Here is a 25160-nt window from a genome sequence, read left to right as displayed (position 1 = left end):
ACTCCTTTGGTGTGGTCACGATGGCGGGAAGGCTCATTGCGCCTGGTGGACAAGGTTTTTCGAGGAATCGCCTCGGAGGAGTCGGAGGGGTGTCGCCACCGGCGGGCGTCGGGGCCGTGTTGTCCCGATCACTGGCTACCGACGGGTAGTTTTGTAGACGGTTGTCCCAATTGTCAAGCACTGGTGAAGGTTTCGCTCTGACGTGCACGAATAGCACTGGAGCACAATGTTTTTGAGCAGAAGTAACCGATGACAGAGTTACAGCCGGCGTCTGGGTGTCATCGACGTAGTGACATGAAACACGCTGCGGCACAAGCGATTACGCACGTGCGGCAAGCAGGCCGGAGGGGTGCGGTCAGCGCGCGACTGTTCATCGCGTGTACAGGTTTCACGGAGGGGTGCCACGACACTGTAGGCTTGCGCATCCGCGCCGAGAGGTCAGCGGGGACGTCCGTGGCCGGCGACTTCGACGGCCGAGAAGTGTTACGTTCGCGACTCTACAATCGGTGGCGCGGTCGCGCGAATCGAAAACCACAGCCGCACGGACCCGAAATGGGCTGTGCGGCAGCGAAACCCCGGTTCAGGGGGATTCCGAACGACGACACGCCACGGGCGAGGAGCCCGCGGCGCGGCGCGGCGGTTGTCAGCGGGGGCGCGAACCGAAGGGACGGTGACCGCGCTGCCACGCCAGCCGGAACGACCACACGGCGGCGAGGATCGACCCGACGACCACCACCGCGATCGCGGACAGCACGAGTCCCCCGGACCAGCCGACACCGGCGTAGTGCGCGATCATCGCCGAGGCGGCGATCGGGCCCGCGGTGAGCAGTACCGGGATCAAGAGGATCAAACCGAGAGTTACCAGAGTCGAGGGCGCCATCGTCGCCCCGGAGCGTCGCGTGATCGTAGCCATTTCCGCCCTCTCCATGGATGGAACTCAGCGAACGTCGAACTCAGCGATCCATAAACAAAGCTACAGCCCGGTGAACGCCATTCGCCCGATTGTCACGAAATGGTGATAACTCGGTTTGCGAAATATTTGCTCATGGGTCATGTTAATTCAGCGACGCCGATGAACGCGGTCACCGGAACGCGCGAGTCGCCCTCAGCCCGGTTCGGTACCGAAAGTGCCTTCGAGACGGTTACGTGATCCCGGATGAATCAGCCGCGCCGCACTCACCAGGCCGCCGGAGGACCAGGTGCGGCGCCGGATCAGCAGACACGGTTCGTCGCGGGCGATGCCGAGCAGCGCGCACTCGTCCTGGCTCGCCCGCACGGCTTCGACGACGTGCTCACCGCGCAGCAGCGGGGCGACCTCGCTCAGATAGGTGTTGGGGGTGACGGTGGTGAAATCCTGGGCGAGGTAGTCGGGCGCCTGGGCCGGGTTGACGTAGCGGTCCTCGAGCTGGATCGGCACCTCGTCCTCGCGATGCACCAGCAGCGAGTGGAACACCGTGCCGCTCAGGTCGTTTCCGAGGACCGGATGGCCCTCGTCGATCTGCTCGGCGCGCACGAAGACGACCTCGGTGCGGTGCCGGTGCCCACGCCGCGCGATCTCGTCGGCGATGTTCCTGACCTCGAACAGCGGCGAGGTGGCCTTGCCCGCGGCGACGAACGTGCCGACGCCCATCACCCGGGTGAGGGCACCGTCGGCGGTGAGATCGCGCAGGGCGCGGTTGATCGTCATTCTCGACAGCCCGAGCGCGGCGACCAGCTGATTCTCCGAGGGGATCTGCTCCCCCGCGCTCCATCGGCCGCCCTTGATCTGCGCCATGATCAGCTGCTTGACCCGCTCGTACGCCGCGAACTCGGTACCGAGCTCGCCGTAGAGCGCGGCCAGCTCCGCATCGGCCACTTCGATCGCCACCACCGGTATTTCCCTCCGCTCGACCAAGAGGATACGTCGCGGCCGATTTCGGCAGCTACTTGTATAGACAGGACTATACCACTAATCTGATGTTCAGTGACCCCGGACACACCCGTCTTTCGAGGAGTGAACACATGACCGACGACACCGCGCCCGCCGCAGGTCCGCGCCCCGTCCGTGCCCCGCGCGGTCCCCAGCTGCACACCAAGGGATGGCAGCAGGAGGGCGCCCTGCGGATGTTGATGAACAATCTCGACCCCGAGGTCGCCGAACGCCCCGACGATCTGGTCGTCTACGGCGGTACCGGGCGCGCGGCCCGCAGCTGGGCGGCTTACGACGCCATCGTGCGGACCCTGGAAACCCTCGAGTCCGACGAAACACTGCTCGTGCAATCGGGGAAACCGGTCGGCGTATTCCGCACCAACGAATGGTCGCCGCGGGTGTTGCTGGCCAATTCCAATCTCGTCGGCGACTGGGCCAATTGGGAGAAGTTCCGCGAACTCGAACAGGCCGGCCTGATGATGTACGGACAGATGACCGCCGGCTCGTGGATCTATATCGGCAGCCAGGGCATTCTGCAGGGTACCTACGAGACTTTCGGTGCGGTGGCGCGCAAACGTTTCGGCGGGTCGCTGGCCGGCACGATCACGCTCACCGCGGGTGTCGGCGGGATGGGCGGCGCGCAGCCGCTCGCGGTGACGATGAACGACGGCGTGGCCCTGTGTGTCGATGTCGATCCGGCCCGCATCGATCGCCGCATCGCGCACGGCTATCTCGACACCAAGGCCGACTCGCTCCAGCAGGCGCTGGAGCTGGCCGTCACCGCGCGCGACGAGCGCAGGCCGCTGTCGATCGGACTGGTCGGCAATGCCGCCGAGGTGTTCCCGGCGCTGCTTGCCATGGACGCGCCGATCGATGTGGTGACCGACCAGACCTCCGCCCACGACCCGCTGTCCTACCTGCCGATCGGGGTCGCGCTCGAGGACTGGCACACCATGGCCGAGAAGGACCCCGTGTGGTTCACCACCGAGGCGCAGGCATCGATGGCCAAGCATGTCGAGGCCATGGTCGGGTTCATGGACAAGGGGGCCGAGGTGTTCGACTACGGCAACTCGATCCGTGACGAGGCCCGCAAGGGCGGCTACGACCGCGCCTTCGCGTTCCCCGGTTTCGTGCCCGCCTATATCCGGCCGCTGTTCGAGGAGGGCCTCGGCCCGTTCCGCTGGGCGGCCCTCTCGGGTGACCCGGCCGATATCGCCGCCACCGACCGCGCGATTCTCGAGCTGTTCCCCGACAACGAGCATCTGAAGCGCTGGATCACCATGGCCGGTGAGAAGGTGAAGTTCGAGGGTCTGCCTGCCCGTATCTGCTGGCTCGGGTACGGCGAACGGCACCGCGCCGGACTGCGTTTCAACGAGATGGTGGCCTCGGGCGAGCTGTCGGCACCGCTGGCCATCGGGCGCGACCACCTCGACTCCGGTTCCGTCGCCTCGCCCTACCGCGAGACCGAATCCATGGCCGACGGCTCGGACGCCGTCGCCGACTGGCCGCTGCTCAACGCCCTGCTCAATACGGCATCGGGCGCCTCGTGGGTGTCGATCCACCACGGCGGCGGTGTCGGCATGGGCCGATCCATCCACGCGGGCCAGGTGTGTATCGCCGACGGCACGCCCCTGGCTGCGCAGAAGCTGGAGCGGGTGCTCACCAACGATCCCGGCACGGGCGTGATCCGTCACGTGGACGCGGGCTACGAGCATGCGGCCGAGGTCGCGCGGGAACGCGGCGTGCGAATCCCGATGCGGGAGAGCTGATATCGCATACTTCGGCGCCGGGTGCGAAATGCACCCGGCGCCGAATCGTGTCACGGGCATCTACGCGGCGGATGCCGGTTTCACCTGGGTGAGTCGCGGCCCCTACGGCCTCTCGCAAGGCGCGACGGCCTGGGTCGGCGGCTTCCCAACGCGGAGTCAGGGGATCGATGACGGCCCCAGGTGGCGGGAACCACCTGGGGCCGAGTCGGTTACCGCGGCGCGGTCAGTACAGCCGGGTCAATCCAGCGGGCCGACAACGGATTCCGCGGCCTCCAACAGTGCGCCGGACGCGGCCAGATTCACCGCCGCCTCGATTTCGGGCGCGAGGTGACGGTCCGGACCGGGACCAGGGACGAGGGTCCGCAGGGCATCGCGCACCGCTGCCGTGGCGGGCGACGGTGTGAGCGGCGCCCGCAGGTCGAGGGCGCGGGCCGCGGTGAGCGCCTCGATGGCCAGCACACGGGTGAGGCCGTCGATGGCGCGGCGCAGTTTGCGGGCGGCCGACCAGCCCATGGACACGTGGTCCTCCTGCATGGCCGAGGACGGGATCGAGTCCACCGACGCGGGCGCGGCGAGGCGCTTGAGCTCGGAGACGAGCGCGGCCTGGGTGTACTGGGCGATCATATGGCCGCTGTCGACACCGGGGTCGTCGGCGAGGAACGGCGGCAGCCCGTGGTTGCGCGCCTTGTCGAGGAAACGGTCGGTGCGACGCTCGCTGATGCTGGCCACGTCGGCGACGACGATGGCGAGAAAATCCAGCACATACGCCACCGGGGCGCCGTGGAAGTTGCCGTTGGACTCGACGCGGCCGTCCAGGGTGACCACCGGATTGTCGACGGCGCTGGCCAGTTCGTACCCCGCGACCCGCTCGGCGTGGGCGAGGGTGTCGCGGGCGCCACCGGCCACCTGCGGTGCGCAGCGCAGCGAGTAGGCATCCTGCACCACGGTGCAGTCGGGGGTGGCATGACTGGCCACGATCGCCGAATCGGAAAGCAGGCGGGTCATGTTCGCGGCGGCGACCGCCTGGCCCGGTTGCGGGCGCAGCGCCTGCAGGTCGGCGGCGAACACCTTGTCGGTACCGAGCAGGCCCTCCACGCTCATGGCGGCGGTGACATCGGCCAGCCGCAGCAGCGCGCGCAGATCGTGACAGGCGAGCAGCAGCATGCCGAGCATGCCGTCGGTGCCGTTGATGAGGGCGAGCCCCTCCTTCTCCGCCAGCTCCACCGGTGCGATCCCGGCGGCGGCGAGTGCCTGGGCGGCGGGCATCGCGGTGCCGCTCGCGTCGCGGACCGTGCCCTCCCCGATGACGGCGAGGGCCACGTGGGCCAGCGGTGCGAGATCGCCGGAGCAGCCGAGGCTGCCGTATTCGTGGACCACCGGGGTGATGCCCGCCGACAGCAGCGCGGCGTAGGTCTCGGCGACCACCGGTCGCACGCCGGTGCGGCCGGTGGCCAGCGTCGAGAGGCGGAGCAGCATGAGCGCGCGCACCACCTCCCGCTCCACTTCGGCCCCCGATCCGGCGGCATGCGAGCGGATGAGGCTGCGCTGCAATTGCTTACGCGACTCCTGCGGGATGTGGCGCACGGCGAGCGCGCCGAACCCGGTCGACACCCCGTACACCGGTCGCGGGTCGGCGGCCAGCGCCTCGATGCGCTCCCGGCTTTCTCCCATGGCGGCCAGCGCCTCTTCGGCCAGCCGCACCGCGGCACCCTCCCGTGCCACCCGCACCACGTCGGCGGGTGACACCGGACCGGTGCCGACGACGACCGGTTCCAGCGTGACCGACCGGTTCGAGTCGATACCCACGATATTTCTCCATTCCGAATAAGCGTGCAGGACAGGCAAGTTCAGGCGACGTCGGCCGCTACGGCGACCGGTTCGGGTTCGGCGGTGACGGGCCGCACCCACAGGCGGTAGGCGATACCGAGCAGCGCGAGCCACACCAGACCCACCACCAGGGCCACCCGGCTGTCGGCGTCGAAGGCGATCACCCCGATCACGAACACCAGGAACGCGATGGTGATCAGCTGGCCGTAGGGCCACAGCGGCACCGGGAACTTCAGTGCGGCGACCTGTTCGGGGCTCATGCCGCGCCGCGAGCGCAGGTGCGCGAGCAGGATCATCAGCCAGACGAAGATGGTGGCGAAGGTGGCGATCGAGGCGATCACCAGGAACACCTTGTCGGGGATCAGGTAGTTCAGCAGTACCCCGACCAGCAGGGTGACGGTCATGATGACCACCGTCATCCACGGCACCCCGTTGCGCGAGACCCGCTTCATCGCCGCGGGCGCCTGGCCGCGCTGGGCCATGCCGTACATCATCCGGCCCGCGCCGAAGATGTCGCTGTTGACCGCCGACAGCGCGGCCGTGATGACCACGACGTTGAGCACCGCCGCGGCGGGCCCGAGGCCGAGGCTCTGGAAGATCTGCACGAACGGACTGCCCTCGTCGCCGATGGTGCGCCAGGAGTCGATCGCCATGATCACCGCGAGGGTGAGCACGTAGAACACGATGATGCGCACGGGCACGGTGTTGATCGCGCGCGGGATGGTGCGCTGCGGGTTCTCGGCCTCGCCCGCGGTGATGCCGATGATCTCGGTACCGCCGAAGGCGAACATCACGATGGCGAAGCAGGCGATGAAGCCGCCGATTCCGGTGGCGAAGAAGCCGCCGTCGGCCCACAGGTTCTGCACGCCCGCGCTGGTGTCGTGGAGGCCGAAGCCGAAGATCAGCACGGCGATTCCGCCGGCGATCATCGCCACGATGGCCACGATCTTGACCAGGCTGAACCAGAACTCCACCTCACCGAAGACCTTCACGCTGAGCAGGTTGATCGCGCCGATGAAGAAGATGACCGAGAGCACCCAGATCCAGCGTGGCACGTCCGGGTACCAGAACCCCATGTACACACCGAACGCGGTGACGTCGGCCAGGCAGACGATGAGCATTTCGAAGGTGTAGGTCCAGCCGGTGAAGAAGCCCGCGAGCGGGCCGAGGTGCTGGCTGGCGTATTCGCCGAACGAGCCCGCGACCGGGTTGCTCACCGCCATCTCGCCCAGCGCCCGCAGGACCAGGAACACGGCCGCGCCGCCGATCAGATAGGCCAGCAGCACCGACGGGCCCGCGCGGTGGATCGCCTCCGCGGACCCGTAGAACAGGCCGGTGCCGATGGCCGAACCGAGTGCGATGAATCGGATATGGCGGGCGGTGAGGCCGCGGGTGAGCGCGGCGGCGGGCTTGTTCAACCATTCTCCCGGGATCGGAAAGGGCGCAGGGTCGCCGGTGATGCCCGGTCTCTTCGCCTGTGGGGCCGGTCACAACGACCCCTACATGTATATGCCTGTCTATACAGCTGTGTCAATGGCCAGTTATCGTCTGGCACCGTAGCGCTTGACTATCCTGTATAGACAGGCATATACATAGCGGGCGTGATCCACCGCACAGCCCGCCGCCAGGAGGACAAACCGTGCCAACCACCGTGCTGCGCGATATCGGCACCCTCGTCACCAACGACCCGGCCCTCGGGGACGGCCCGCTCGGGTTGCGCCGTGACGCGGCCGTGGTCTTCGACGACGCGCAGGTGGTGTGGGTGGGCGACAGCGCCGACGCCCCCGCCGCCGATCAGGCGGTCGACCTCGACGGTCGCGCGGTGCTGCCCGGTTTCGTCGAGTCGCATTCGCATCTGGTCTTCGCCGGTGACCGCGCCGAGGAATTCGCCGCGCGCATGTCCGGCCGTCCCTACGGCGCGGGCGGCATCCGCACGACGATCGCGGCGACGCGCGCGGCGACCGACGAGCAACTCGACGCGACCGTGCGGCGGCTGCTCGCCGAGTCCCTGCGGGCCGGCAGCACCACGGTCGAGATCAAGAGCGGCTACGGCCAGACCGTGGACGACGAATGGCGCAGCGTGCGCATCGCGGGCCGCCACACCGACGAGGTGACCTTGTTGGCCGCGCACGTTCCGCCGCCCGAATACGCCGGGCGCGCGGACGATTACGTGACCATGGTGTGTGCGGAGATGATTCCGCGCTGCGCGCCCGAGGCCCGGTGGATCGACGTGTTCTGCGAGCAGGGCGCCTTCGACCGGGACCAGTCGCATGCCGTCCTCAGCGCCGGCATCGCGCACGGGCTGGTGCCGCGCGTGCACGGCAATCAGCTGCACCAGGGGCCGGGCGTGCAGCTCGCCGTCGAACTCGGGGCCGCGTCGGTCGATCACGTCGCCCATGTCGGCGCCGCCGATATCGACGCGCTCGCGAACAGCGACACCGTGGCGACGCTGCTGCCCGGCGCCGACTTCTGCACGCGCAACAGCTATCCCGATGCGCGCGCGCTGCTCGACGCCGGGGTCACCGTTGCCCTCGGCGCCGACTGCAACCCGGGCACGAGCTACACCACCAGCCTGCCGTTCTGTATCGCCCTGGCCGTGCGTGAGCTGCACATGACACCGGACGAGGCGGTCTGGGCAGCGACCGCGGGTGGGGCGAAAGCGTTGCGGCGCGGCGATATCGGCGCCCTCTCCCCCGGCATGCGGGCCGACGCCGTCGCGTTGGACGCGCCGTCACATCTGCATCTGGCCTACCGTCCCGGCGTTCCGCTCGTGCGCCAGGTGTGGTGCGGCGGCGTGCTCGCATCGAATTGAGGTGTCCCCCATGACTTCCTGGACCGGCCGCGTCGACGGCACGGCACCCGAGCATCTGCGCTGGCATCAGGCCGTCGCACCGTATGAACCCGGCGCCGACCCCGGCGCGTGCGTGTTCGTCGGCTTCGCCAGTGACGAAGGCGTGCGCCGCAACAAGGGTCGGCCGGGCGCCGCCGACGGGCCCGACGCCCTGCGCCGCGCGCTCTCGCCGATGGCACTGCCTGCCCCGCTGCGCGCCTTCGACGCGGGCACGATCGCGGTCACCGATCAGCGGCTCGAGGACGGCCAGCGCAGGCTCGGCGACACCGTGACCGCACTGCTGAACGCGGGTGCCTTCCCGATCGTGCTCGGGGGCGGCCATGAGGTCGCCTTCGGCACCTACCTCGGCCTCGCGGGCGCCGAGCGCGCCGGAGGCGCCGTCATCGGAATCCTGAATCTGGACGCGCATTTCGATCTACGGCCGGACCCGGTACCCAGCTCGGGAACCCCGTTCCGGCAGATCCTCGAATCCGGTGACGACGTACGGTACGCGGTGCTCGGGATCAGCCAGCCGGCCAACACGACGATCCTGTTCGACACCGCCGAACGGTTCGGCGTGCGTTATCTGCTCGACGACGACTGCACCGCCGAGCGAGCGCGAGCCTTCGTCGCGGACTTCCTCGACGGCATCGACCTGCTGTACCTCACCATCGACCTCGACGTCCTGCCCGCCGCGGTAGCGCCGGGCGTCAGCGCGCCCGCCGCGTTCGGTGTCGCGCTGCCCATCGTGCAGGCCGTCTGCGACCAGATCGCCGCGAGCGGCAAACTCGTCGTCGCCGACGTCGCCGAACTCAACCCGGCGCTCGATATCGACAACCGCACCGCCCGCACCGCCGCCCGACTCCTGCACCGCCTCGTCACCCGGCGCGTCCCTCAGAAGTAGCGCACACCGACGTAGGCCCAGGCGATGACGCAGCTGAACACAGTGACGACCGCGCCGTATTTCGTGAACTGCCAGAAGCTGATTCGCTGGCCTGCCCGCGCGGCGATGCCGAGCGCGACGACATTGGCGCTGGCCGCGACCGCCGTGCCGTTGCCGCCGAAGTCGGCGCCGAGCGCGAACGCCCACCACAGGGACCGGGCGGTCTCGGGGTCGGGGGCGTCCGCCACGATGCCCTCCACGACCGGTGCCATGGTCGCCGTGTAGGGGATGTTGTCCACGAAGGCACCGAGCAGCGCGGAGCCGAAGACGAGTGCGGTGGCGGCAAGGAAATAGTCGTCACCCACCCAGGTGCTCGCCGCAGCGCCGACCGCGGCGATCACCCCGGTGTGCACCAGACCTGCGACCATCACGAACAGGCCCATGAAGAACACCAGCGTCGGCCATTCCACTTCGTGCAGGACATCCCCGATATCGAGCCCGGACACCAGCACCATCACCCCCGCACCGACCAGTGCGATCACCGACGGCGCCACGTGCACCACGCTGTGCAGGCAGAACCCGGCCACCACCGCGGCCAGCACGATCAGCGACCGCACGAGCAGCCTCGGGTCGCGGATCGCGCGCCGCTCCCGCAGGGCGAGCACGGCCTCGACCGAGTCGGGGTCGGTGCGCAGCGCCGACCGGAACAACACCCGCGTGAACAGCACGAACAGCGCGAAGACCAGCACCACGATCGGGGCCATGTGCACCAGGAAGTCGTTGAAGCTCAGCCCCGCCCGGCTGGCGATGATGATGTTGGGTGGGTCGCCGATCAGCGTCGCCGCGCCACCGATGTTCGCGGCGAGCACCTCCGCGATCAGGAAGGGCTGCGCGCCGAGGCCGAGCCTGCGGCACACCACCAGCGTCACCGGGGCGATCAGCATGATGATGGTGACGTTGTCGAGGAACGGTGAGGCCACGGCGGTGATCAGCATGAGCATCACCATCAGCCGGTAGGGATTGCCGCGCGAGCGCTTCGCCGACCAGATCGCCAGGTAGTCGAACAGGCCCGTCTGCTTGACGACGCCGACGATGATCATCATGCCGAGCAGCAGGAAGATGACATTCCAGTCGATGCCCGCGTGCGGCGAGAAGAACACCTGCTCGCCGGGGATCAGCCCGAGCACCGCCATCAGGCCGGCGGCGATCAGCACGGTCTTCACCTTGTCGACACGCTCCGTGGCGATGAAGAAGAACGCCACCACGAAGATGGTCACGGCGAGGACGGCGGCCATCGTCGGCGCCGATCAGTCGCCGGGGCCGGCGAGGGCGAGGCTGGTCAGCAACCGTTCGAGGGTGATCGCCCCGCACAGGGTGCGCGCCCGGTCGACGACCGCGATGAGCGGACTGTGCTTGCGCGCCATCAGGATCGCGATCTCGAGCAGGGTGGCGTCCGGGGTGACGGTGGCCGGTCGTGGCGCGCCGTCGGCCAGGCAGTCGCCGACGGTGAGGCTGCCAGGTTCCTGCCAGAACAGGTCGGCGTGCACCTCGTCGATCGTGCGGACCAGGGTGGTGTCGTCCTGATACGACGCCGGGATGGCCAGGCGAAGCACCTGGGTGCCGGGCAACACGGCCACCGGCCGGTCCTCGGCGTCGACCACCACGAGGCCGGGCAAACGGTTGACGACCATCACCCGCACCGCGCGGGCCACCGGGTCGGTGGTGCGGACGGTCGGCAGGTTCATCGCGATATCGCGTGCGCGCATGGCTCGGCTCCGGGGTGATTCGACGGTGCTCACGACTCGGCCCGCTGTCCGGCGAGCCGCTCGACCCGCTGCTCGAGCCTGCTCAGCCGATCGGCGAGGGGGATGGTGTGCATCAGTTCGGCCACGTGGTCGGCTTCCTCGGGCTCGAGCGCGAGGTCGACGCTCGGCTCGTCACTGCCGGGGGCGTACACGAGCAGCCTTCGCCCGCCGGCCGACTCGGTGAGCAGCGCGAAGTGGATGCCGCGACCGGTGCGGAAATGGTGCAGCACCCCGGTTCCGGGGATCGTCGTCCTGTCGGTATCCATCCCGGGCGGTCCTTCCCCTGACACGGTCGAGTGCGTGTGGATTCGAGTCTGGTGCGCGCTCGGGGCGGCGACCATCGGCGCCGGCACCCATTTCCGGCACCCGTCCGGCGGTCGTGCGCACGCGCGGATGGGTGTCGCACCCGATGGACAGCGGCCGGCCGGGTCAGCATGCTGGGAGCTATGAAGCGTCTCGCGAGGGTGCGAGCAGGACGGGATCAGCGCACGCCAGTGACGGCGCTGTTCTGGCGGATCTGCCTGCTCAACGGTGTGGTGTTCACGCTCGGCACGCTGATCCTCGCGCTCTCCCCGGCCACCGTGTCGGCCCGGCTGCGGTTGACCGAGGTGCCGGTGCTGGTGATCGGTCTCGCGGTGATCCTCACCGCCAACGCGCTGGCGTTGCGCACCAGCCTGGCGCCCCTCGACGAACTGGTCACGGCCATGCGCCGCGTCGACCCGCCACGACGCGCGGTGCGTTTCGACCGGCGCGCCAGTGGGGACTTCCACCGGCTGATCGAGACCTTCAACGCGATGCTCGACCGGCTCGAGGCCGAGCGATCGGCGGCCGGAGCCACGGCGCTCGCCGCGCAGGAAGGTGAACGTCAGCGGATCGCGCGCGAACTGCACGACGAGATCGGCCAGAGCCTGACAGTGGCGTTGTTGCGGCTGAAACGGGTCGTGGACCGCGCGCCGGAGGGATTGCGGGAGGAGGTGACCGACGCGCAGGAAACGGTGCGCGGATGTCTCGACGAGGTGCGCGGTATCGCGTCACGATTGCGGCCCGACGTGCTCGACGACCTCGGGCTGCACAGTGCCGTCACCGCGCTGTGCCACGAATTCACCCGCAGTGCGGGCATTTCCGTGCACCGCGAGGTCGACCCGTCGATCAGCAGGCTCGACCCGGCGGTCGAACTCGTCTGCTACCGCATCGCCCAGGAGAGCCTGACCAACGTGCTGCGCCACTCGGGTGCCGACCAGGTGAGCCTGCGACTCGCCGGCCACGACGACTCCGTGGTGCTTCGCGTGCACGACAACGGGTGTGGCGGGGTGGTCACCGAGGGCGCCGGAATCCGGGGGATGCGCGAACGCGCCATGCTCGTCGACGCGACGCTCACGATCACCACATCCGAGGACGCCGGCACCACAGTGGAACTGGTCGTCCCGGTTCACCGCGAGGCACACGTCGGAGAACCGGTATGAGCGCCCCCACCCGGATCCTGCTCGCCGACGACCACGCCCTGGTACGCAGCGGACTACGGCTCATCCTCGACAACGAACCCGACCTCACCGTGGTCGCCGAGGCGGCCAACGGCTACGACGCGGTGACCGCCCTGGCCGGCGAAGCCGTCGACCTGGTGATCCTCGATATCGCGATGCCGAGGATGACCGGCATCCAGGCGGCGCGCGAGATCACCCGCGCGCATCCGGGCGTCCGCATGCTGATGCTGTCGATGTACGACAACGAGCAGTACTTCTTCGAGTCGCTCAAGGCGGGCGCCTCCGGGTACGTGCTCAAATCGGTCGCCGACCGCGACCTGATCGAGGCCTGCCGGGCGACGATGCGTGGCGAGTCGTTCCTGTACCCGGGTGCGGTGACCGCCCTGGTCCGCGACTATCTGCACCTGGCCCGCCAGGGCGGACGGCTGCCCGAGACCATTCTGACCGCCCGCGAAGAGGAGGTGCTCAAGCTGATCGCCGAAGGGTATTCGGCGCGAGAGGTGGCGGCCGAACTGGTCATCAGTGTGAAGACCGTCGACCGCCACCGCGCCAATATCCTGCAGAAGCTCGGCCTGCGTGACCGGCTCGACCTGACCCGCTACGCGATCCGATCAGGTCTGATCGAGCCGTGAGTCATTCCGCGTTCGGGTCGATGCGCACCTTCGACTTGCGCCCGACCGTCGCCCGGACCACCGGTTCGACCACGCGTGCCGCGATCGGTCCCATCACCGCCATCAGCAGCACGTACGTGGTGGCCAGGGCGGCGAAGCTGTCGGGTACCGCGCCCGCGGCGACGGCGAGGCCCGCGATGACGATGGAGAACTCGCCGCGCGCGACCAGAGCAGCACCCGCGCGAGCCCGGCCCAGTTGGGAGGCGCCCGCGCGCTTGGCCGCCCACCAGCCGGTGTACAGCTTCGTCACGGTGGTGACCACGACCAGTAGGACCGCCCAGCCGAGGACCGGCGGAATGGTCGCGGGATCGGTGCTCAAGCCGAACAGTACGAAGAACATGGCGGCGAACAGGTCGCGCAGGGGTTCGAGGATCTTGGTCGCCTCGTGCGCGGTCGCCCCCGAGATCGCGATGCCGAGCAGGAACGCGCCGACCGCCGCCGACACCTGCACCGCCGAGGCGACACCGGCCACCAGCAGCGCCGAACCGAGCAGTTTGAGCAGGAAGATCTCGCGGTCCTCACTGGCCACGATCGCCGACACGTACCGGCCGTACTTCAGCGCGACGATGAGCACCAACGTCACCGCGACCAGCGCGATACCGACGGTGGTGAGCCCGGCCATGAAGCCGACGCCCGCCAGCACGGCGGTGAGCACCGGCAGGTAGATCGCCATCGCCAGGTCCTCGAACACCAGGATCGACAGCACCACCGGTGTCTCGCGGTTACCGAGCCTGCCCAGGTCGTTGAGCACCTTGGCGACGATCCCCGAGGAGGAGATGTAGGTGACGCCCGCCATCGCGATGGCACCGGTCGGTCCGAGCCCGAGCCACAGCGCGACGATCACGCCCGGCGTGGCATTGAGGACCAGGTCGAGCAGACCGGCGATCCACGACTTACGCATGCCGGTGACCAATTCACCCGCGGTGTACTCCAAACCGAGCAGCAACAGCAGCAGCACCACACCGATCTCGCTGGCGATGTGGATGAACTCCTCCACCTCGTGCAGCTCGATCAGGCCGCCGGTGCCGAAGAGCAGGCCCCCGAGCAGATAGAGCGGAATGGGTGACAGGCCGATGCGGCCCGCGATGCGCCCGAGCACACCCAATCCGAAGAACACAGCCCCCAGCTGGATCAGCGCCAGCGTTGTTCCACTGATCTGCACGGGCTCAGCCGTCGGACAGGATCGAAGCGGCAGCGTCGAGCCCGGCGGTCGTACCGACGATGACGACCATGTCGCCCCCGAGGAAACCGAACTCCGGTCCGGGCGAGGGGTGGACCTGACCGGCGCGCAGCACCGCGACGATGGAGGCCAGTGTCCGGGTCCGCATCTCCGTCTCGCCGAGGCGGCGGCCGGCGTAGGGCGAATCGGGCAGCACCGGCAGCGAACGGGTGCTCACACCGTCGAGATCGCGGTGTTCCTCCTGCAGTTGCGCGACGAGTCGCGGGGCACCGAGCAAGCTGGCGAGCGTGCGCGCTTCGCCGTCGGAGAGCGGGACCTGCACGGTGGTGTCGGGGTCGTCGATCTTGGTGAAGATCAGATCGGTGCCACCGTCGCGGTGGTCGACGACGCCGATGCGCCGAGCCACCTTGGTCAGCGAGAACTCTTTCCTGACACCGATTCCGGGCAGGGATGTGACTTCAACATTCATGGGATCACCTAACCTCAGCTAGGCGATACCTTACCTTCTCTTTACTATCGCCACGGCCCGTCAGCCCGCGTCGAGCAATTTTCCGGCAGCCTCGAGGCCCTTGCCGGTGCCGACGACCACCACCAGGTCACCGGCGACGAAGATGAAATCGGTTCCCGGCGAAGGGGTCACCTCCCCCGCCCGGACCACCGCGACCACCGAGGCCTTGGTGCGGGTGCGCATGGCGGTGTCGCGCAGCGGGCGCCCGTCGAACGGGCTGCCGCGATCGATGGCGAACTGCCTGGTCGACAGATCGTCGACACCGAGGGAGTCGGCCTTCTTCTGCACCACCTGCGGCGCACCGAGCAACCCCGCCAGGACACCGATCTCGGTGCTGGACAACGGAATCGAGGTCTTGGTCTCGGCGTCACCGGCACGGGACACGACCAGATCGACAGTGCCGTCACGGTGTTCGATCACGCCGATCCGACGGCGGGCCTCCGCCAGCGGAAAGTCCTTGCACACGCCGATTCCCGGTAACGGCGTCACATCGATGTTCACGCCCACACAGTACGACGACCGCGCCCGTCCGTGCGGCCACCCCCGCGCGGGGGCCGCGACGATGCCCATCCGCCGTCGATCGTGACGCACCGCACGCCGCCGTTTCCGCCGGATCGATGGCGGTCACGACCGGGCGCGGGCACCCGGTGGCGCACCGGTGCGGCGACCACGATCGGGGCAACGGCTTGCGTATTCGGGCGAAGTTGTGTGTTGTTGATCGGTGACCAACACACCCGGAGACGCTTATCCACTCACGGACACGATGACCACCACGACGGCGGTACACGACGGCGTCACGGTCCTGACGGTGACCGGTGAGGTCGACCTGGCGACCGCGCCCGCCCTCGACGCCGCCATCGAGGCCATCCTCGCCGACAAGCCCGCGACCCTGGTGATCGACCTGACCGCGGTCGGGTTCCTCGCCTCGGCGGGCATGGCCACGCTGGTCGCCGCGCATCAACGCGCGGGCGACGACACCGCCATCGCGGTGGTCGCCGACGGGCCGGCTACCAGCCGTCAGCTGAAGATGACCAGCCTCGACCAGGTGTTCGCCATGCACACCACCCTCGCCGACGCCCTGGCGTCGCTGCGGTCGTGACCGCGTAGTCCACCGACGCGGACGCGCCGCATCCCGGAGTCATCCGTGATGCGGCGCGTCGCGTTGTGGTGGGTCAGCAGAGGCCGCGCAGCTGCTCGATCAGCTTGATCCGCCCCGCCGCGTTCTCGGCGATCGGGGTGACGTTGAGCGTGGTGACCCCTGCCTCGGCGAAGGCGGCGATGCGGTCCTTGACGAAGCCCTCGGACCCGATCAGCGACACATCGCGCACCAGATCGTCGGGCACCGCCGCCGCCGCGGCCTGCTTGTCGCCGGCCAGGTACAGCTCCTGGATACGGTCGGCGGCTTCGCCGTAGCCGTACTTGGTGGCCAGGGTGTGGTAGAAGTTCTTGCCCTTGGCGCCCATGCCGCCGATGTAGAGCGCCAGGTGCGGCTTCACGAACTCCAGCAGCGGCGTGACGTTCTCGCCGATCGCCAGCGCGGGACCCGCGTACACCTCGAGGTCGCCCAGCGACGGATCGCGCTTGGCCTTGCCCGCGGCCAGCGCGTCACCCCAGACATCGTTCGCCTTCTCCGGCAGGAAGAAGATCGGCTGCCAGCCCTCGGCGAGTTCGGCGGCCAGCTCCACGTTCTTGGGGCCGAGCGCGGCCAACAGCACCGGAATGTTCTCGCGCACCGGATGATTGATGAGCTTGAGCTCTTTGCCCAGGCCGGTGCCCCGGTCGGCGGGCAGCGGGATCTGGTAGTACTTGCCCTGGTAGTTGAGCTTCTCGCGGCGCCACACCTTGCGGCAGATCTCGATCAGCTCGCGGGTGCGCCCGATCGGGGCGTCGTAGGGCACACCGTGGAAGCCCTCGATCACCTGCGGGCCGGACGCGCCGATGCCGAGAATGAACCGGCCGTCGGAGACGAAGTCCAGGCCCGCCGCCGTCATCGCGGTGAGGCTGGGGGTACGGGTGTAGAGCTGCAGGATGCCCGAGGCCAGCTGCACCCGCTCGGTGCGCGCGGCCAGGAAGCCCAGCGCGCTCACCGCGTCGAACGAGTACGCCTCCGGCACGAAGACGACGTCGAGACCGGCCCGTTCCAGGTCGGCGACCTCGGCCGCCACCTCCTTGAAACCGCCCGAGTAGTTGATGCTCAATCCGATCCGCATGACACCCAACATAGACCCGGCCCACCCGGGCACCCCGACCGGTCGGTCCGTGCCTACATTCGCTGGTCGGGCAGGGTGCGCGGTAGCGTTGAGAGTGAAGCACTCCCCGTCGAAAGGCCACCCCGTCGTGTCGCAGCCCACCGTGTCACCGCAGCAGACCGCACCCTCCTTCGGTGCGGTGACCCTGGAGCACTATCTGTCGGAGCTGGCCGCCAAGGTGCCCGCACCCGGCGGTGGCGCGGTGGCCGCACTGCACGTCGCCCAGGCCGCGGCGCTGGTCGCGATGGTCGCGCGCTACACCACCCGGGCCAAGGACGCCGAGAACCGGCCGGTGATCGACCGGATCATCGAGGCCGCCGACGCCGCCAGCGCCCGCTCGCTGGCGCTGGCCGATGCCGACGCGGCCGCGTTCACCGCCGTCGGCGCCGCCTACAAGCTGCCCAAGGACACCGACGACCAGGTCGCCGAGCGCACCGCCGCGATCAACGCCGCCCTCGTCGAGGCCGCCCGGGTACCCGCCGCCGTGGTCGACGAGGCCGACGAAATCCTCTCCCTCGCAGGGGAACTGCTGCCGATCGGCAACCCGAACGTGGTCACCGACATCGGTGCCGCCGCCGACGCCGCCCGCGCCGCCGCGCAGAGTTCGCAGCTCAATATCGAGATCAATGTGGCCTCGCTGCCCGCCGCACTGGGTGACGATTTCGCAGCGGCACTGGTGCGGGTGGAGACCATCGCCGCACGCGCCGACGCGCTGCACGCCCAGGTCCTGCACGTCGTGCGCGGCTGAGCACAAGCCGACACTCCGATCGACTCGTAGGCCGTTACCACTTCGAGAGGTCCAGTTGATCATGGACGCCTAGACTCGGGAGACGCCTACGAGTGACCGAAGGGGTGGCGTTTATGAGAAACGCACTTCGTTTTCTGTTCGTCGCGATCATGGCGGCACTACTGGCCGCGTCCTGGTCGGGAGCCGCGTCCGCGGATCTGATCGGGGACCAGCGCACCCAGTACGGTGGCGGAACCTATGCCGAAGCGGACCTGTCGAACCACACCTTCACGGTGACCGCCAACGGCGAGACACGCGTGATGCCCGCCTCCATGGGCAAACCCGGTTTCGAGACGCCCACCGGCACCTTCACCGTGCTGGAGAAGGACCGCGCGGTGGTGTTCGATTCGCGCACCATCGGCATCCCGCTCGAGGATCCGGAGGGCTACATCATCGACGGTGAGTACGCCGTTCGCCTGACGTGGGGTGGCGTGTACGTCCACTCCGCGCCGTGGTCGGTGGACTCGCAGGGTTATGCCAACGTGAGCCACGGCTGCATCAACCTCTCGCCCGAGAACGCCGCCTGGTACTTCGAGAACGTCGGTGTCGGCGACCAGGTCTATATCCACTGGTGACGCGCTCGTCGCCCGCGCATTCGGCGAACACGGCGTCAGGGCAGTATCGTGCCCGTAATGAAATCGTTGCGGGACATTCCCTGACGGCGGATGCCTGATGAAGGTGGGGCGATGGATCGACCGGAAGCGCGCAGACCGATCGGGGCTCGACAGCAGGACCCGGGATCGGCTGGTGTTCCGCTCCGAGGTGCCCTGCCACGGCGCCGCAGCCGCGAGGCAGGCACCTCGGGAACCGGTGCCCGGCACCGGATAGAGGGCGGGCCGACCACGCCCGCGGGTATTCCGGTCGTCTCGCTGTCGGCTCCGGTACCCGTGCGCGACGCCTTCGCCACCGATAGGCTCCCGATCGTGGGTGGGCCGATGGATCCCGGTGCGGGCCAAGTCGATACGCCGTTCATCTTGCCGAACAACGGGCCCGACACCGACAAGCTGCCCATCGTCGGCGCCGACTTCCCCGCACCCGAACCGGCTGACGCGCAGGGTGAATGGGAGTCGTCCACCTCGGCACGATCGGCATCGACGTGGCCCGCGCCCTCGTGGTTCGACTCGGCTCGACCGGAAACCGCTCGGCCGGAATCCGAGCGACCCGAATCGGCCGCTGAAACCGGGCGACACCGATCGGCTCGACCGGGATCGGCCCCACAGGGACCGACGTGGTCCGAATCTGCTCGGCCCGAGCCGGAATCGGGCTGGACCGAATCGGTGGCGCCCGTGCCGGCCCGGCAGGAGGCGGCGACGACACCGACCGAATCGCCCGCTGCCCCAGCTGGTGCTGGTGACAGCTGGTCGGATCGGTATACGGCGGAGTGGGAACCGCGACCGGCACCCGACTACAACGGTGACGACGAGGTTTTCGCGCGGATGATCGACCGGTCCAAGCGCCGGCGCACACCTCGGTGGGTGGCTCCGCTCGCCGCGTCGGTGGCCGGGGCGGTCCTGATCGGCGTCGGATATTTCCAATTCGGTGGTCCCGCACCGGCTTCCACGTCGGCGAGCACCACGCTGTCGACCGTCGCCGCGCCCGCACCCGGCGTCGGGCACTGCCCGTCCGAACAGATCGGCAGCCTCGTGCGTGGCAACGGTCCCGGCGGAACCGACAGCGGGGTCTCGGCCATCATGGCCTTCCAGCACGCCTACTACGTCGCACGGTCCGGCGATCAGGCGCGCACGCTGGTGGCCGGTGACGCCGCGCTGCCCACTGGCGCGCAGATCCAGTCGGGCATCGACACCATTCCGGTCGGTACCACCCACTGCCTCGACATCACGCCGGGCGCGTTCGCCGGACAGTACTTCGTGACGATCACCGAGTACCGGCCCGACGAGGTGCCGATCGTCTACAACCCGCAGCTGGTCGGCACGACCAAGGTGGGCGCCAAAACGCTGATCACCTCGATCGGGCCGGTCCGCTAGCTCCGGAAAGTGTTCAGGCCCTTGCTTTCTCGGCCGCGACCACGACGTGCCGCATGAGCAGCGCGGTGGTCACCGGGCCGACGCCGCCGGGCACGGGGCTCAGGGCGGCGGCCTTGCCGTCGACCGAGGCGGCGTCGACGTCACCGACGATGCCACCGTCGGCGGCCTCGTTGGTGCCCACGTCGATCACCACCGCGCCCTCACGGATGTGCTTGCCGGTGACCAGACCGATCCGTCCCGCGGCCGCGACCACGATGTCGGCGGCGGTGGTGACGGCCGCCAGGTCGGTGGTACGCGAGTGCGCGACCGTGACGGTGGCGTTCTCGGCGAGCAGCAGCTGCGCCAGCGGCTTGCCGACGATATTGGAGCGGCCGACCACGGTGACGAGCTTGCCCTGCAACGCGATCGAGTGATGCTTCAGCAGCTCCACGACCGCCTCGGAGGTGGCGGGGACGAATCCGTCGAGGCCGGAGGCGAGCAGGCCGAGTGACAGCGGGCTCACACCGTCGACGTCCTTGCTCGCGGCGATCGCGGAGCTCACGTCGTCGAGGCTGACGCCCGCGGGCAGCGGGGTCTGCAGCATGATCGCGTCGGTGGCCGGGTCGGCGCTGCGGGCATCGAGTTCCGCGCGGATCCGCTCGGCGGTCGCGTCGGCGCCCAGATCGATCTTCTCGCAGGCGATGCCGAGCCGTTCGGCGGCCTTGCGCAGGGAGTTCACGTACCAGGCACTGGCCGGGTCGTCGTTGGCGACGACCAGCGCCAACGTGGGCGCGGTGCCCGCGTCGGTGAGCGCGGCGGCGCGCTGTTTCGAGTCGGCGTTGATGGCGGCGGCGAGTTCCTTGCCGGTCAGCGAAGCGGTATCCACGGTTGGTCAGCCTATCGGCCACCGGGTGCACCCCGAAGCGCCGGGCCGCGACGCGCCTGCCGACGGCGGGTTACCCGAACCGGACCATAACGGGTCGTAGGGTGTCCGGCAGCTCTGCCATCAGCTCTGCCCGCATGTACGCCACCCGGAAGGTCGCGACTGTCGTGAAGATCTCGAGGCAATGGAAACAGCTCGCCGCGGCGTTCGCCGCGGTCGCGGCGGTCACGAGTGCCACGGTCGGCCCCGCCGCCGCCGAAGCGGACGTGACAGCCCTCTACAACTCGGCGCAGCGGCATTTCACCGACGGCAATCTCGATGCCGGGCGCGCCGATCTGCGCGCCCTCATCAGCGCCGACCCCGGTGATGCCGAAGCTCTTGCCCTGCATGCCATCTGGTCACATCACGCCGGTGACGCGGCGGCGGTGAACGAGGCGATGCAGCGGTTGGGCAGTCTCGATCCGGCGATGGCGGCGGGGACGCAGCGGGTGCTGCACGCGGTGACCGCCGCGGTGTCGACGCTGCCCAATCCGCTCCCCTCCCTCATCGGACCACAGACCGGCATCGTCGTGCTCGGGTACGGTCTGCTGCCCGACGGTGCGCTGCGGCCGGAACTGGAGAACCGGCTCACGGCCGCCTGGTTGCAGGCCATCGCGGCGCCGTTCTCCCCGGTCGTCGTCACCGGCGGCAACCCGCAGAACGGGATCTCCGAGGCCGAAGCGATGCGGCGGTGGTTGGTCGGGCGTGGGTTGCCGGGTGAGCGGATCCATGTCGAGGACCGGGCCGGGTCGACGGTGCAGAACGCGCTGTTCAGCACGAAGCTGCTGCGCGATCTCGGCGCGAACAGTGCGGTGGTGGTGACCTCGCCCAATCACATTCGGCGTGCTGTTGCGGATTTCATTGTGGCGGGGACGAATGTGGTGGGGGCTATGACGTCGTTGGAGCAGTTGGTTTCCCAGTTGCCGCCGCCTGATCGCAGTGCTCAGCGGGGGATCTACCTGGATGCAACTCGTACTTTCGAGCTCGACATTTCGCGCTGAGATCCGGCCCCCGGCCCTCCTACCAATACGCCCAGGCACAATCGGCGGATGGGTATTACCGGGTCTGCCGATGTGGTTGCTGCTTTGCGGCGGGCGGGGTGTGTGTTCGCCGAAGACGAGGGGGCGTTGCTGATCGAGGCGGCGGGTGCTGATTCGGCGCGGCTCGATGAGCTTGTGGCGCAGCGGGTTTCGGGGGTGCCGCTCGAATATCTGTTGGGCTGGGTGGAGTTTCGTGGGGTGCGGGTCGGGGTGCGGGCGGGGGTGTTCGTGCCGCGTCAGCGGACGGCGTTTCTGGTCGAGCAGGCGCTGCGGGATGTGACGGCGAAGTCGGTTCGTGTCGTCGATTTGTGTTGTGGTTGTGGGGCGCTCGGGCTCACGGCCGCCACGGAACTGACCGGGCGTGGATGTTCGGTCGAGTTGGTTGCCGCGGATATCGATCCGGTGGCGGTGGCGTGTGCGCGCGAGAATCTGGCTGCGCTGGACGCACCCGTCTACGAGGGTGACCTCTTCGACGCGCTCCCCACCGAGTTGCGCGGGCACGTCGACGTACTCCTCGCGAACACCCCGTATGTGCCGAGCGCCCACATCGCCGATCTGCCGGCCGAAGCGCGCGAGCACGAACCACTCGTCGCCCTGGACGGTGGCGACGACGGCCTCGCGATATTCCGCCGGGTCGCCGAGGGGGCGGCGGAGTGGCTGGCACCTGGCGGCGCCGTATACGTGGAAACCGGGAAGGGGCAGGTGGATTCGGCGCTGACCGTGCTTCGCGAACACGGACTGACACCCCGGGTCGAGCATTCCGAGGAGTACTACGCCACCGTGGTGATCGGCACCCGTCGGGACTGAGCAGACACAACGATGCCCCCGCCGACCATCAGGCCGACGAGGGCATCGCGACGGCTACTTACGCCCGGTGAACTGATCCATCGAGTGGTACACACCGACCGCGTTGAGGTACAGATCGCGGATCTTGATCGGCAGCAGGCCGGTGAGCGCGCGGTTCATCCGCGAGGTCCACGGCAGCACCACCAGGGCACCACCGTTCTTCATCTCCCGCCACGAGGTGTCGACGACGTCGTTCTGCTCGAGCATGGGGGTGAACAGGATGCCCTTGGCACCGTCGAACATGCCGGTGTTGATGTAGGTGGGACAGACCGTGGTCACCTTCACGTGATCGTGGCCGGCCTGCTCGAGCTCGAGCCGCACCGAATCCGACCAGCCGAGCGCCGCCCACTTCGACGCCGCGTAGACCGCCATGCGCGGGTTGGCGACCAGACCGGCCGAGGACGCGATGTTGAGGATGCGCGCCTGACCGGCACCGGCCACCATGCCGGGCAGGAACTCGAGGGTGACGTACATCGGGGCCAGCGAGTTGATCGCCATGGTCTTGTCGATGTCGGCGCGGTTCTCGGTTTCCCAGAAGTAGGTGTTGCCGCGCACGATCCCGGCATTGTTGACCAGGATGTCGATGCCGCCGATCTCCTTGCGGACCGCCTCGGCGTTCTCTCGGATGGAGTCCTGCGACGACACGTCGACCACGTACTGATGCACCTTGCCGCCCTGCGCGGACAGCTGCGCGGCGGTCTCGCGCAAGGCGATCTCGTTGATGTCCCACAGCACCACCGCGTCGGCGCCCTCACGCACCGCGTGCTCGGCGAACAGCTTGCCAAGACCCATGGCGGCACCGGTGACCAGCACCCGCTTGCCCGCGACCGATTCCATCTTCATGCGCTACCTACCCCTGCTCGTTCGTGCGCGCTACTTCTGGCGCAGCGTCTTCATGGCGCCGAGAACCAGCGTCATCGTCTTGGCCCACAGCTGCTCGGACATACCGGGCAGCGGCCCGATCGGCAACACGCGCTGCACCGCGACGGTCTGGGTGTCGACGTACTTGAGCAGGCCCTCGGGGCCGTGGCGACGGCCCTGACCCGAGATCCCGAGACCACCCGAGGGTGCGTCGATGCTGCCCCAGGCGGCGGCGAAGCCGTCGTTGACATTCACCGATCCGGCGTTGATCCGTGCCGCGACCTCGCGGGCGCGGTCCACGTCGCGGCTCCACACGCTGGCGTTGAGACCGTAGGCGGTGTCGTTGGCCGCCTCGATGGCGTCTTCGTCGGAGTTCACCTTGTAGACCGAGACGACCGGGCCGAAGGTCTCCTCGCGGTAGACCGTCATGCCGGCAGCCACATCCACCAGCACGGTCGGCTCGTAGAAGTAGGGGCCGAGGTCGGGGCGGGGACGGCCACCGGCGAGCACCTTGGCGCCCTTGGCGACCGCGTCGTCCACGTGGGCGGTGACGGTGTCGAGCTGGCGCTGGAAGGTCAGCGAACCCATGTCGCGGCTGTAGTCGAGTTCGCCGCCGAGCGACATGTTCTTGACGTTACCGACGAATTCGGCGACGAACTGGTCGTAGACCGAGGCGTCGACGTAGATGCGTTCCATCGATTCGCACAGCTGGCCTGCCGAGGAGAAGCACGCGCGCACAGCCACTTTCGCGGCCTTGGACACGTCGGCGTCGGCGAGGACGAGCAGCGGGTTCTTGCCGCCGAGCTCGAGCGAGTAGCCGATCAGGCGTTCGCCCGCCTGCTGGGCGATGGTGCGCCCGGTGGCGCTGGAACCGGTGTAGTCGACGTAGTCGGCGCGGGCGATCACGTCGCCACCGATCTCGCGGCCGCGCCCGAGCACCGCCTGCCACAGCCCGCGCGGCAGACCCGCGCGCTCGGCGGCGTCGATGGCCCACAGGGCCGACAGCGCGGTCTGGTTGTCGGGGCGCGCGATCACGGCGTTGCCCGCGATCAGGGCGGGCAGGGCGTCGGAGGCCGACAAGGCGAGGGGGTAGTTCCACGGCGAGATGACCGCGACGACGCCCTTGGGGCGGTTGTGCACGTCGACGGCGGTGAGCACCGGGAGCACACCGCGCGGCTTGCGGTCGGCCAGCAGCTTCGGGGCGACGGCGGCGTAGTAGCGCGAGTTCAGCGCGACGTCGGCGACCTCGTCGAAGGCATGCGGGCGCGACTTGCCCGTCTCGGTCTGCACGATGTCGAGCACGGTCTCCTGCTCGGCGAGCACGATGTCGTGGAAGCGGCGGACGATCTCGACGCGCTGCTTGACCGGCACCTTGGCCCAGTCGCGCTGCGCGTGCCTGGCGACGGCGAACGCGCGGTCGATATCGGCGATCGAGGACTGGGGCAGGTCACCGATCTTGTGGCCGGTGGCGGGAGCGAAGACCTCGACCGACGGTGCGCCACCGGCGACGGCCCGGTCGAACAGAGGCTTGACCAGCGTTTTCGGCAGCGCGGTCGGTTCGGCGGTCAATTCAGGGGCGGTCGTCATTGTCGGCCCTTCTCCTCACCAGGTGGTCGCGCGGTGCAGGC

At 68.8% G+C, this 25160-nt stretch carries 24 protein-coding genes and 1 pseudogene; 11 read left to right on the top strand and 14 right to left on the bottom strand.

The window, feature by feature from the left end; translation table 11 throughout:
* Nucleotides 1-643 precede the first annotated feature (643 nt).
* A complete protein-coding gene (locus AB0I19_RS09160) occupies nucleotides 644-913 on the bottom strand; it encodes a hypothetical protein (protein WP_133733768.1) in 270 nt (89 codons plus the stop codon).
* Nucleotides 914-1105: 192 nt separating this feature from the next.
* Nucleotides 1106-1876: a histidine utilization repressor gene (hutC, locus tag AB0I19_RS09155; protein ID WP_357146733.1), complete on the bottom strand. Its 771-nt coding sequence runs from the start codon at nucleotides 1874-1876 to the stop codon at nucleotides 1106-1108.
* Between the two features lie 125 nt (nucleotides 1877-2001).
* Here hutC and hutU point away from each other — a divergent pair, with 125 nt between their 5' ends.
* A complete protein-coding gene (gene hutU, locus AB0I19_RS09150; protein WP_357146390.1) occupies nucleotides 2002-3678 on the top strand; it encodes a urocanate hydratase in 1677 nt (558 codons plus the stop codon).
* A 237-nt stretch (nucleotides 3679-3915) separates the two neighbouring features.
* On the opposite strand, the gene hutH is transcribed toward hutU, so the two are convergent.
* Both hutH and AB0I19_RS09140 read right to left on the bottom strand, forming a co-directional pair.
* Entirely contained in the window at nucleotides 3916-5484 is a 1569-nt protein-coding gene (gene hutH, locus AB0I19_RS09145; RefSeq protein WP_357146387.1) for a histidine ammonia-lyase, read from the bottom strand.
* 41 nt (nucleotides 5485-5525) lie between these two features.
* Complete coding sequence (locus AB0I19_RS09140) at nucleotides 5526-6923, bottom strand: amino acid permease (RefSeq protein WP_357146384.1); 1398 nt, start codon at nucleotides 6921-6923, stop codon at nucleotides 5526-5528.
* A gap of 221 nt (nucleotides 6924-7144) precedes the next feature.
* On the opposite strand from AB0I19_RS09140, the gene hutI reads away from it, so the two are divergent.
* Complete coding sequence (gene hutI, locus AB0I19_RS09135; RefSeq protein WP_357146381.1) at nucleotides 7145-8317, top strand: imidazolonepropionase; 1173 nt, start codon at nucleotides 7145-7147, stop codon at nucleotides 8315-8317.
* A 10-nt stretch (nucleotides 8318-8327) separates the two neighbouring features.
* The gene (gene hutG, locus AB0I19_RS09130) at nucleotides 8328-9239 is read left to right on the top strand and encodes a formimidoylglutamase (RefSeq protein ID WP_357146380.1); all 912 of its coding nucleotides are present in this window, start codon (nucleotides 8328-8330) and stop codon (nucleotides 9237-9239) included.
* Here the strand turns inward: hutG and AB0I19_RS09125 are convergent.
* Genes AB0I19_RS09125 through AB0I19_RS09115 form a run of 3 tightly spaced genes read right to left on the bottom strand, consistent with a single transcriptional unit; the run spans nucleotide 9230 to nucleotide 11289 of the window.
* Nucleotides 9230-10513 carry an ArsB/NhaD family transporter gene (locus AB0I19_RS09125; protein WP_357146377.1) on the bottom strand — a complete coding sequence of 428 codons (1284 nt, stop codon included), beginning with the start codon at nucleotides 10511-10513 and terminating at the stop codon, nucleotides 9230-9232. The genes hutG and AB0I19_RS09125 overlap by 10 nt on opposite strands.
* A gap of 12 nt (nucleotides 10514-10525) precedes the next feature.
* Nucleotides 10526-10984, bottom strand: coding sequence for a CBS domain-containing protein (locus tag AB0I19_RS09120; RefSeq protein WP_067981335.1), 459 nt, complete (start codon nucleotides 10982-10984; stop codon nucleotides 10526-10528).
* Nucleotides 10985-11013: 29 nt separating this feature from the next.
* The gene (locus AB0I19_RS09115; RefSeq protein ID WP_357146374.1) at nucleotides 11014-11289 is read right to left on the bottom strand and encodes a hypothetical protein; all 276 of its coding nucleotides are present in this window, start codon (nucleotides 11287-11289) and stop codon (nucleotides 11014-11016) included.
* A gap of 180 nt (nucleotides 11290-11469) precedes the next feature.
* Between AB0I19_RS09115 and AB0I19_RS09110 the strand changes: the two genes are divergently transcribed.
* Complete coding sequence (locus AB0I19_RS09110; protein ID WP_357146371.1) at nucleotides 11470-12486, top strand: histidine kinase; 1017 nt, start codon at nucleotides 11470-11472, stop codon at nucleotides 12484-12486.
* A complete protein-coding gene (locus tag AB0I19_RS09105) occupies nucleotides 12483-13136 on the top strand; it encodes a response regulator transcription factor (protein ID WP_357146368.1) in 654 nt (217 codons plus the stop codon). Before AB0I19_RS09110 ends, AB0I19_RS09105 begins: the two co-directional genes overlap by 4 nt.
* Nucleotide 13137: 1 nt before the next feature.
* Here the strand turns inward: AB0I19_RS09105 and AB0I19_RS09100 are convergent, their stop codons facing one another.
* From AB0I19_RS09100 to AB0I19_RS09090, 3 genes are read right to left on the bottom strand one after another with little or no spacing between them, the layout of a single operon-like run.
* Nucleotides 13138-14331 carry a cation:proton antiporter gene (locus tag AB0I19_RS09100; RefSeq protein ID WP_157104744.1) on the bottom strand — a complete coding sequence of 398 codons (1194 nt, stop codon included), beginning with the start codon at nucleotides 14329-14331 and terminating at the stop codon, nucleotides 13138-13140.
* A 10-nt stretch (nucleotides 14332-14341) separates the two neighbouring features.
* Nucleotides 14342-14824 (bottom strand): TrkA C-terminal domain-containing protein, encoded by a 483-nt coding sequence (locus tag AB0I19_RS09095; RefSeq protein ID WP_067491996.1) that lies wholly within the window; start codon nucleotides 14822-14824, stop codon nucleotides 14342-14344.
* A gap of 60 nt (nucleotides 14825-14884) precedes the next feature.
* Entirely contained in the window at nucleotides 14885-15364 is a 480-nt protein-coding gene (locus tag AB0I19_RS09090) for a TrkA C-terminal domain-containing protein (protein WP_357146365.1), read from the bottom strand.
* Nucleotides 15365-15626: 262 nt separating this feature from the next.
* Here AB0I19_RS09090 and AB0I19_RS09085 point away from each other — a divergent pair, with 262 nt between their 5' ends.
* The gene (locus AB0I19_RS09085) at nucleotides 15627-15962 is read left to right on the top strand and encodes an STAS domain-containing protein (RefSeq protein WP_067492179.1); all 336 of its coding nucleotides are present in this window, start codon (nucleotides 15627-15629) and stop codon (nucleotides 15960-15962) included.
* Between the two features lie 73 nt (nucleotides 15963-16035).
* Here the strand turns inward: AB0I19_RS09085 and AB0I19_RS09080 are convergent, their stop codons facing one another.
* Entirely contained in the window at nucleotides 16036-17073 is a 1038-nt protein-coding gene (locus AB0I19_RS09080; protein WP_181699137.1) for an LLM class F420-dependent oxidoreductase, read from the bottom strand.
* A gap of 127 nt (nucleotides 17074-17200) precedes the next feature.
* Here AB0I19_RS09080 and AB0I19_RS09075 point away from each other — a divergent pair, with 127 nt between their 5' ends.
* From AB0I19_RS09075 to AB0I19_RS09065, 3 genes and pseudogenes are all read left to right on the top strand, one after another.
* Nucleotides 17201-17860 (top strand): cyclodeaminase/cyclohydrolase family protein, encoded by a 660-nt coding sequence (locus AB0I19_RS09075; RefSeq protein ID WP_357146361.1) that lies wholly within the window; start codon nucleotides 17201-17203, stop codon nucleotides 17858-17860.
* A gap of 239 nt (nucleotides 17861-18099) precedes the next feature.
* Nucleotides 18100-18474, top strand: a pseudogene (locus AB0I19_RS09070) (L,D-transpeptidase); the annotation flags it as partial.
* A gap of 711 nt (nucleotides 18475-19185) precedes the next feature.
* Nucleotides 19186-19884 carry a hypothetical protein gene (locus AB0I19_RS09065; RefSeq protein ID WP_357146358.1) on the top strand — a complete coding sequence of 233 codons (699 nt, stop codon included), beginning with the start codon at nucleotides 19186-19188 and terminating at the stop codon, nucleotides 19882-19884.
* Between the two features lie 13 nt (nucleotides 19885-19897).
* On the opposite strand, the gene AB0I19_RS09060 is transcribed toward AB0I19_RS09065, so the two are convergent.
* Nucleotides 19898-20749, bottom strand: coding sequence for a bifunctional 5,10-methylenetetrahydrofolate dehydrogenase/5,10-methenyltetrahydrofolate cyclohydrolase (locus AB0I19_RS09060; protein WP_067491988.1), 852 nt, complete (start codon nucleotides 20747-20749; stop codon nucleotides 19898-19900).
* A 164-nt stretch (nucleotides 20750-20913) separates the two neighbouring features.
* Here AB0I19_RS09060 and AB0I19_RS09055 point away from each other — a divergent pair, with 164 nt between their 5' ends.
* Together AB0I19_RS09055 and AB0I19_RS09050 are read left to right on the top strand one after the other, a co-directional pair.
* Nucleotides 20914-21786 (top strand): YdcF family protein, encoded by an 873-nt coding sequence (locus AB0I19_RS09055; RefSeq protein WP_357146355.1) that lies wholly within the window; start codon nucleotides 20914-20916, stop codon nucleotides 21784-21786.
* A gap of 48 nt (nucleotides 21787-21834) precedes the next feature.
* The gene (locus tag AB0I19_RS09050; RefSeq protein WP_357146352.1) at nucleotides 21835-22632 is read left to right on the top strand and encodes a putative protein N(5)-glutamine methyltransferase; all 798 of its coding nucleotides are present in this window, start codon (nucleotides 21835-21837) and stop codon (nucleotides 22630-22632) included.
* A gap of 54 nt (nucleotides 22633-22686) precedes the next feature.
* Here the strand turns inward: AB0I19_RS09050 and AB0I19_RS09045 are convergent, their stop codons facing one another.
* Both AB0I19_RS09045 and AB0I19_RS09040 read right to left on the bottom strand, forming a co-directional pair.
* On the bottom strand, nucleotides 22687-23514 hold the full coding sequence (locus AB0I19_RS09045; protein WP_067491971.1) for an SDR family NAD(P)-dependent oxidoreductase: 828 nt from the start codon (nucleotides 23512-23514) through the stop codon (nucleotides 22687-22689).
* Nucleotides 23515-23544: 30 nt separating this feature from the next.
* Nucleotides 23545-25119: a succinic semialdehyde dehydrogenase gene (locus AB0I19_RS09040; RefSeq protein ID WP_357146349.1), complete on the bottom strand. Its 1575-nt coding sequence runs from the start codon at nucleotides 25117-25119 to the stop codon at nucleotides 23545-23547.
* Between the last annotated feature and the right edge of the window lie 41 nt (nucleotides 25120-25160).

Source organism: Nocardia sp. NPDC050413 (assembly GCF_040655475.1).
In the GTDB taxonomy this organism is placed as follows: domain Bacteria; phylum Actinomycetota; class Actinomycetes; order Mycobacteriales; family Mycobacteriaceae; genus Nocardia; species Nocardia coubleae.
This window is presented reverse-complemented; position numbering and strand designations above follow the sequence as displayed.

Coding starts and splice junctions, on each gene's coding strand:
- AB0I19_RS09105 (WP_357146368.1), top strand. CDS start 12,483: ATGAGCGCCCCCACCCGGATCCTGCTCGCCGACGACCACGCCCTGGTA.
- hutU (WP_357146390.1), top strand. CDS start 2,002: ATGACCGACGACACCGCGCCCGCCGCAGGTCCGCGCCCCGTCCGTGCC.
- AB0I19_RS09040 (WP_357146349.1), bottom strand. CDS start 25,119: ATGACGACCGCCCCTGAATTGACCGCCGAACCGACCGCGCTGCCGAAA.
- hutG (WP_357146380.1), top strand. CDS start 8,328: ATGACTTCCTGGACCGGCCGCGTCGACGGCACGGCACCCGAGCATCTG.
- AB0I19_RS09050 (WP_357146352.1), top strand. CDS start 21,835: ATGGGTATTACCGGGTCTGCCGATGTGGTTGCTGCTTTGCGGCGGGCG.
- AB0I19_RS09080 (WP_181699137.1), bottom strand. CDS start 17,073: ATGCGGATCGGATTGAGCATCAACTACTCGGGCGGTTTCAAGGAGGTG.
- AB0I19_RS09045 (WP_067491971.1), bottom strand. CDS start 23,514: ATGAAGATGGAATCGGTCGCGGGCAAGCGGGTGCTGGTCACCGGTGCC.
- AB0I19_RS09120 (WP_067981335.1), bottom strand. CDS start 10,984: ATGCGCGCACGCGATATCGCGATGAACCTGCCGACCGTCCGCACCACC.
- AB0I19_RS09095 (WP_067491996.1), bottom strand. CDS start 14,824: ATGAATGTTGAAGTCACATCCCTGCCCGGAATCGGTGTCAGGAAAGAG.
- AB0I19_RS09085 (WP_067492179.1), top strand. CDS start 15,627: ATGACCACCACGACGGCGGTACACGACGGCGTCACGGTCCTGACGGTG.
- AB0I19_RS09110 (WP_357146371.1), top strand. CDS start 11,470: ATGAAGCGTCTCGCGAGGGTGCGAGCAGGACGGGATCAGCGCACGCCA.
- AB0I19_RS09125 (WP_357146377.1), bottom strand. CDS start 10,513: ATGGCCGCCGTCCTCGCCGTGACCATCTTCGTGGTGGCGTTCTTCTTC.
- AB0I19_RS09115 (WP_357146374.1), bottom strand. CDS start 11,289: ATGGATACCGACAGGACGACGATCCCCGGAACCGGGGTGCTGCACCAT.
- AB0I19_RS09160 (WP_133733768.1), bottom strand. CDS start 913: ATGGCTACGATCACGCGACGCTCCGGGGCGACGATGGCGCCCTCGACT.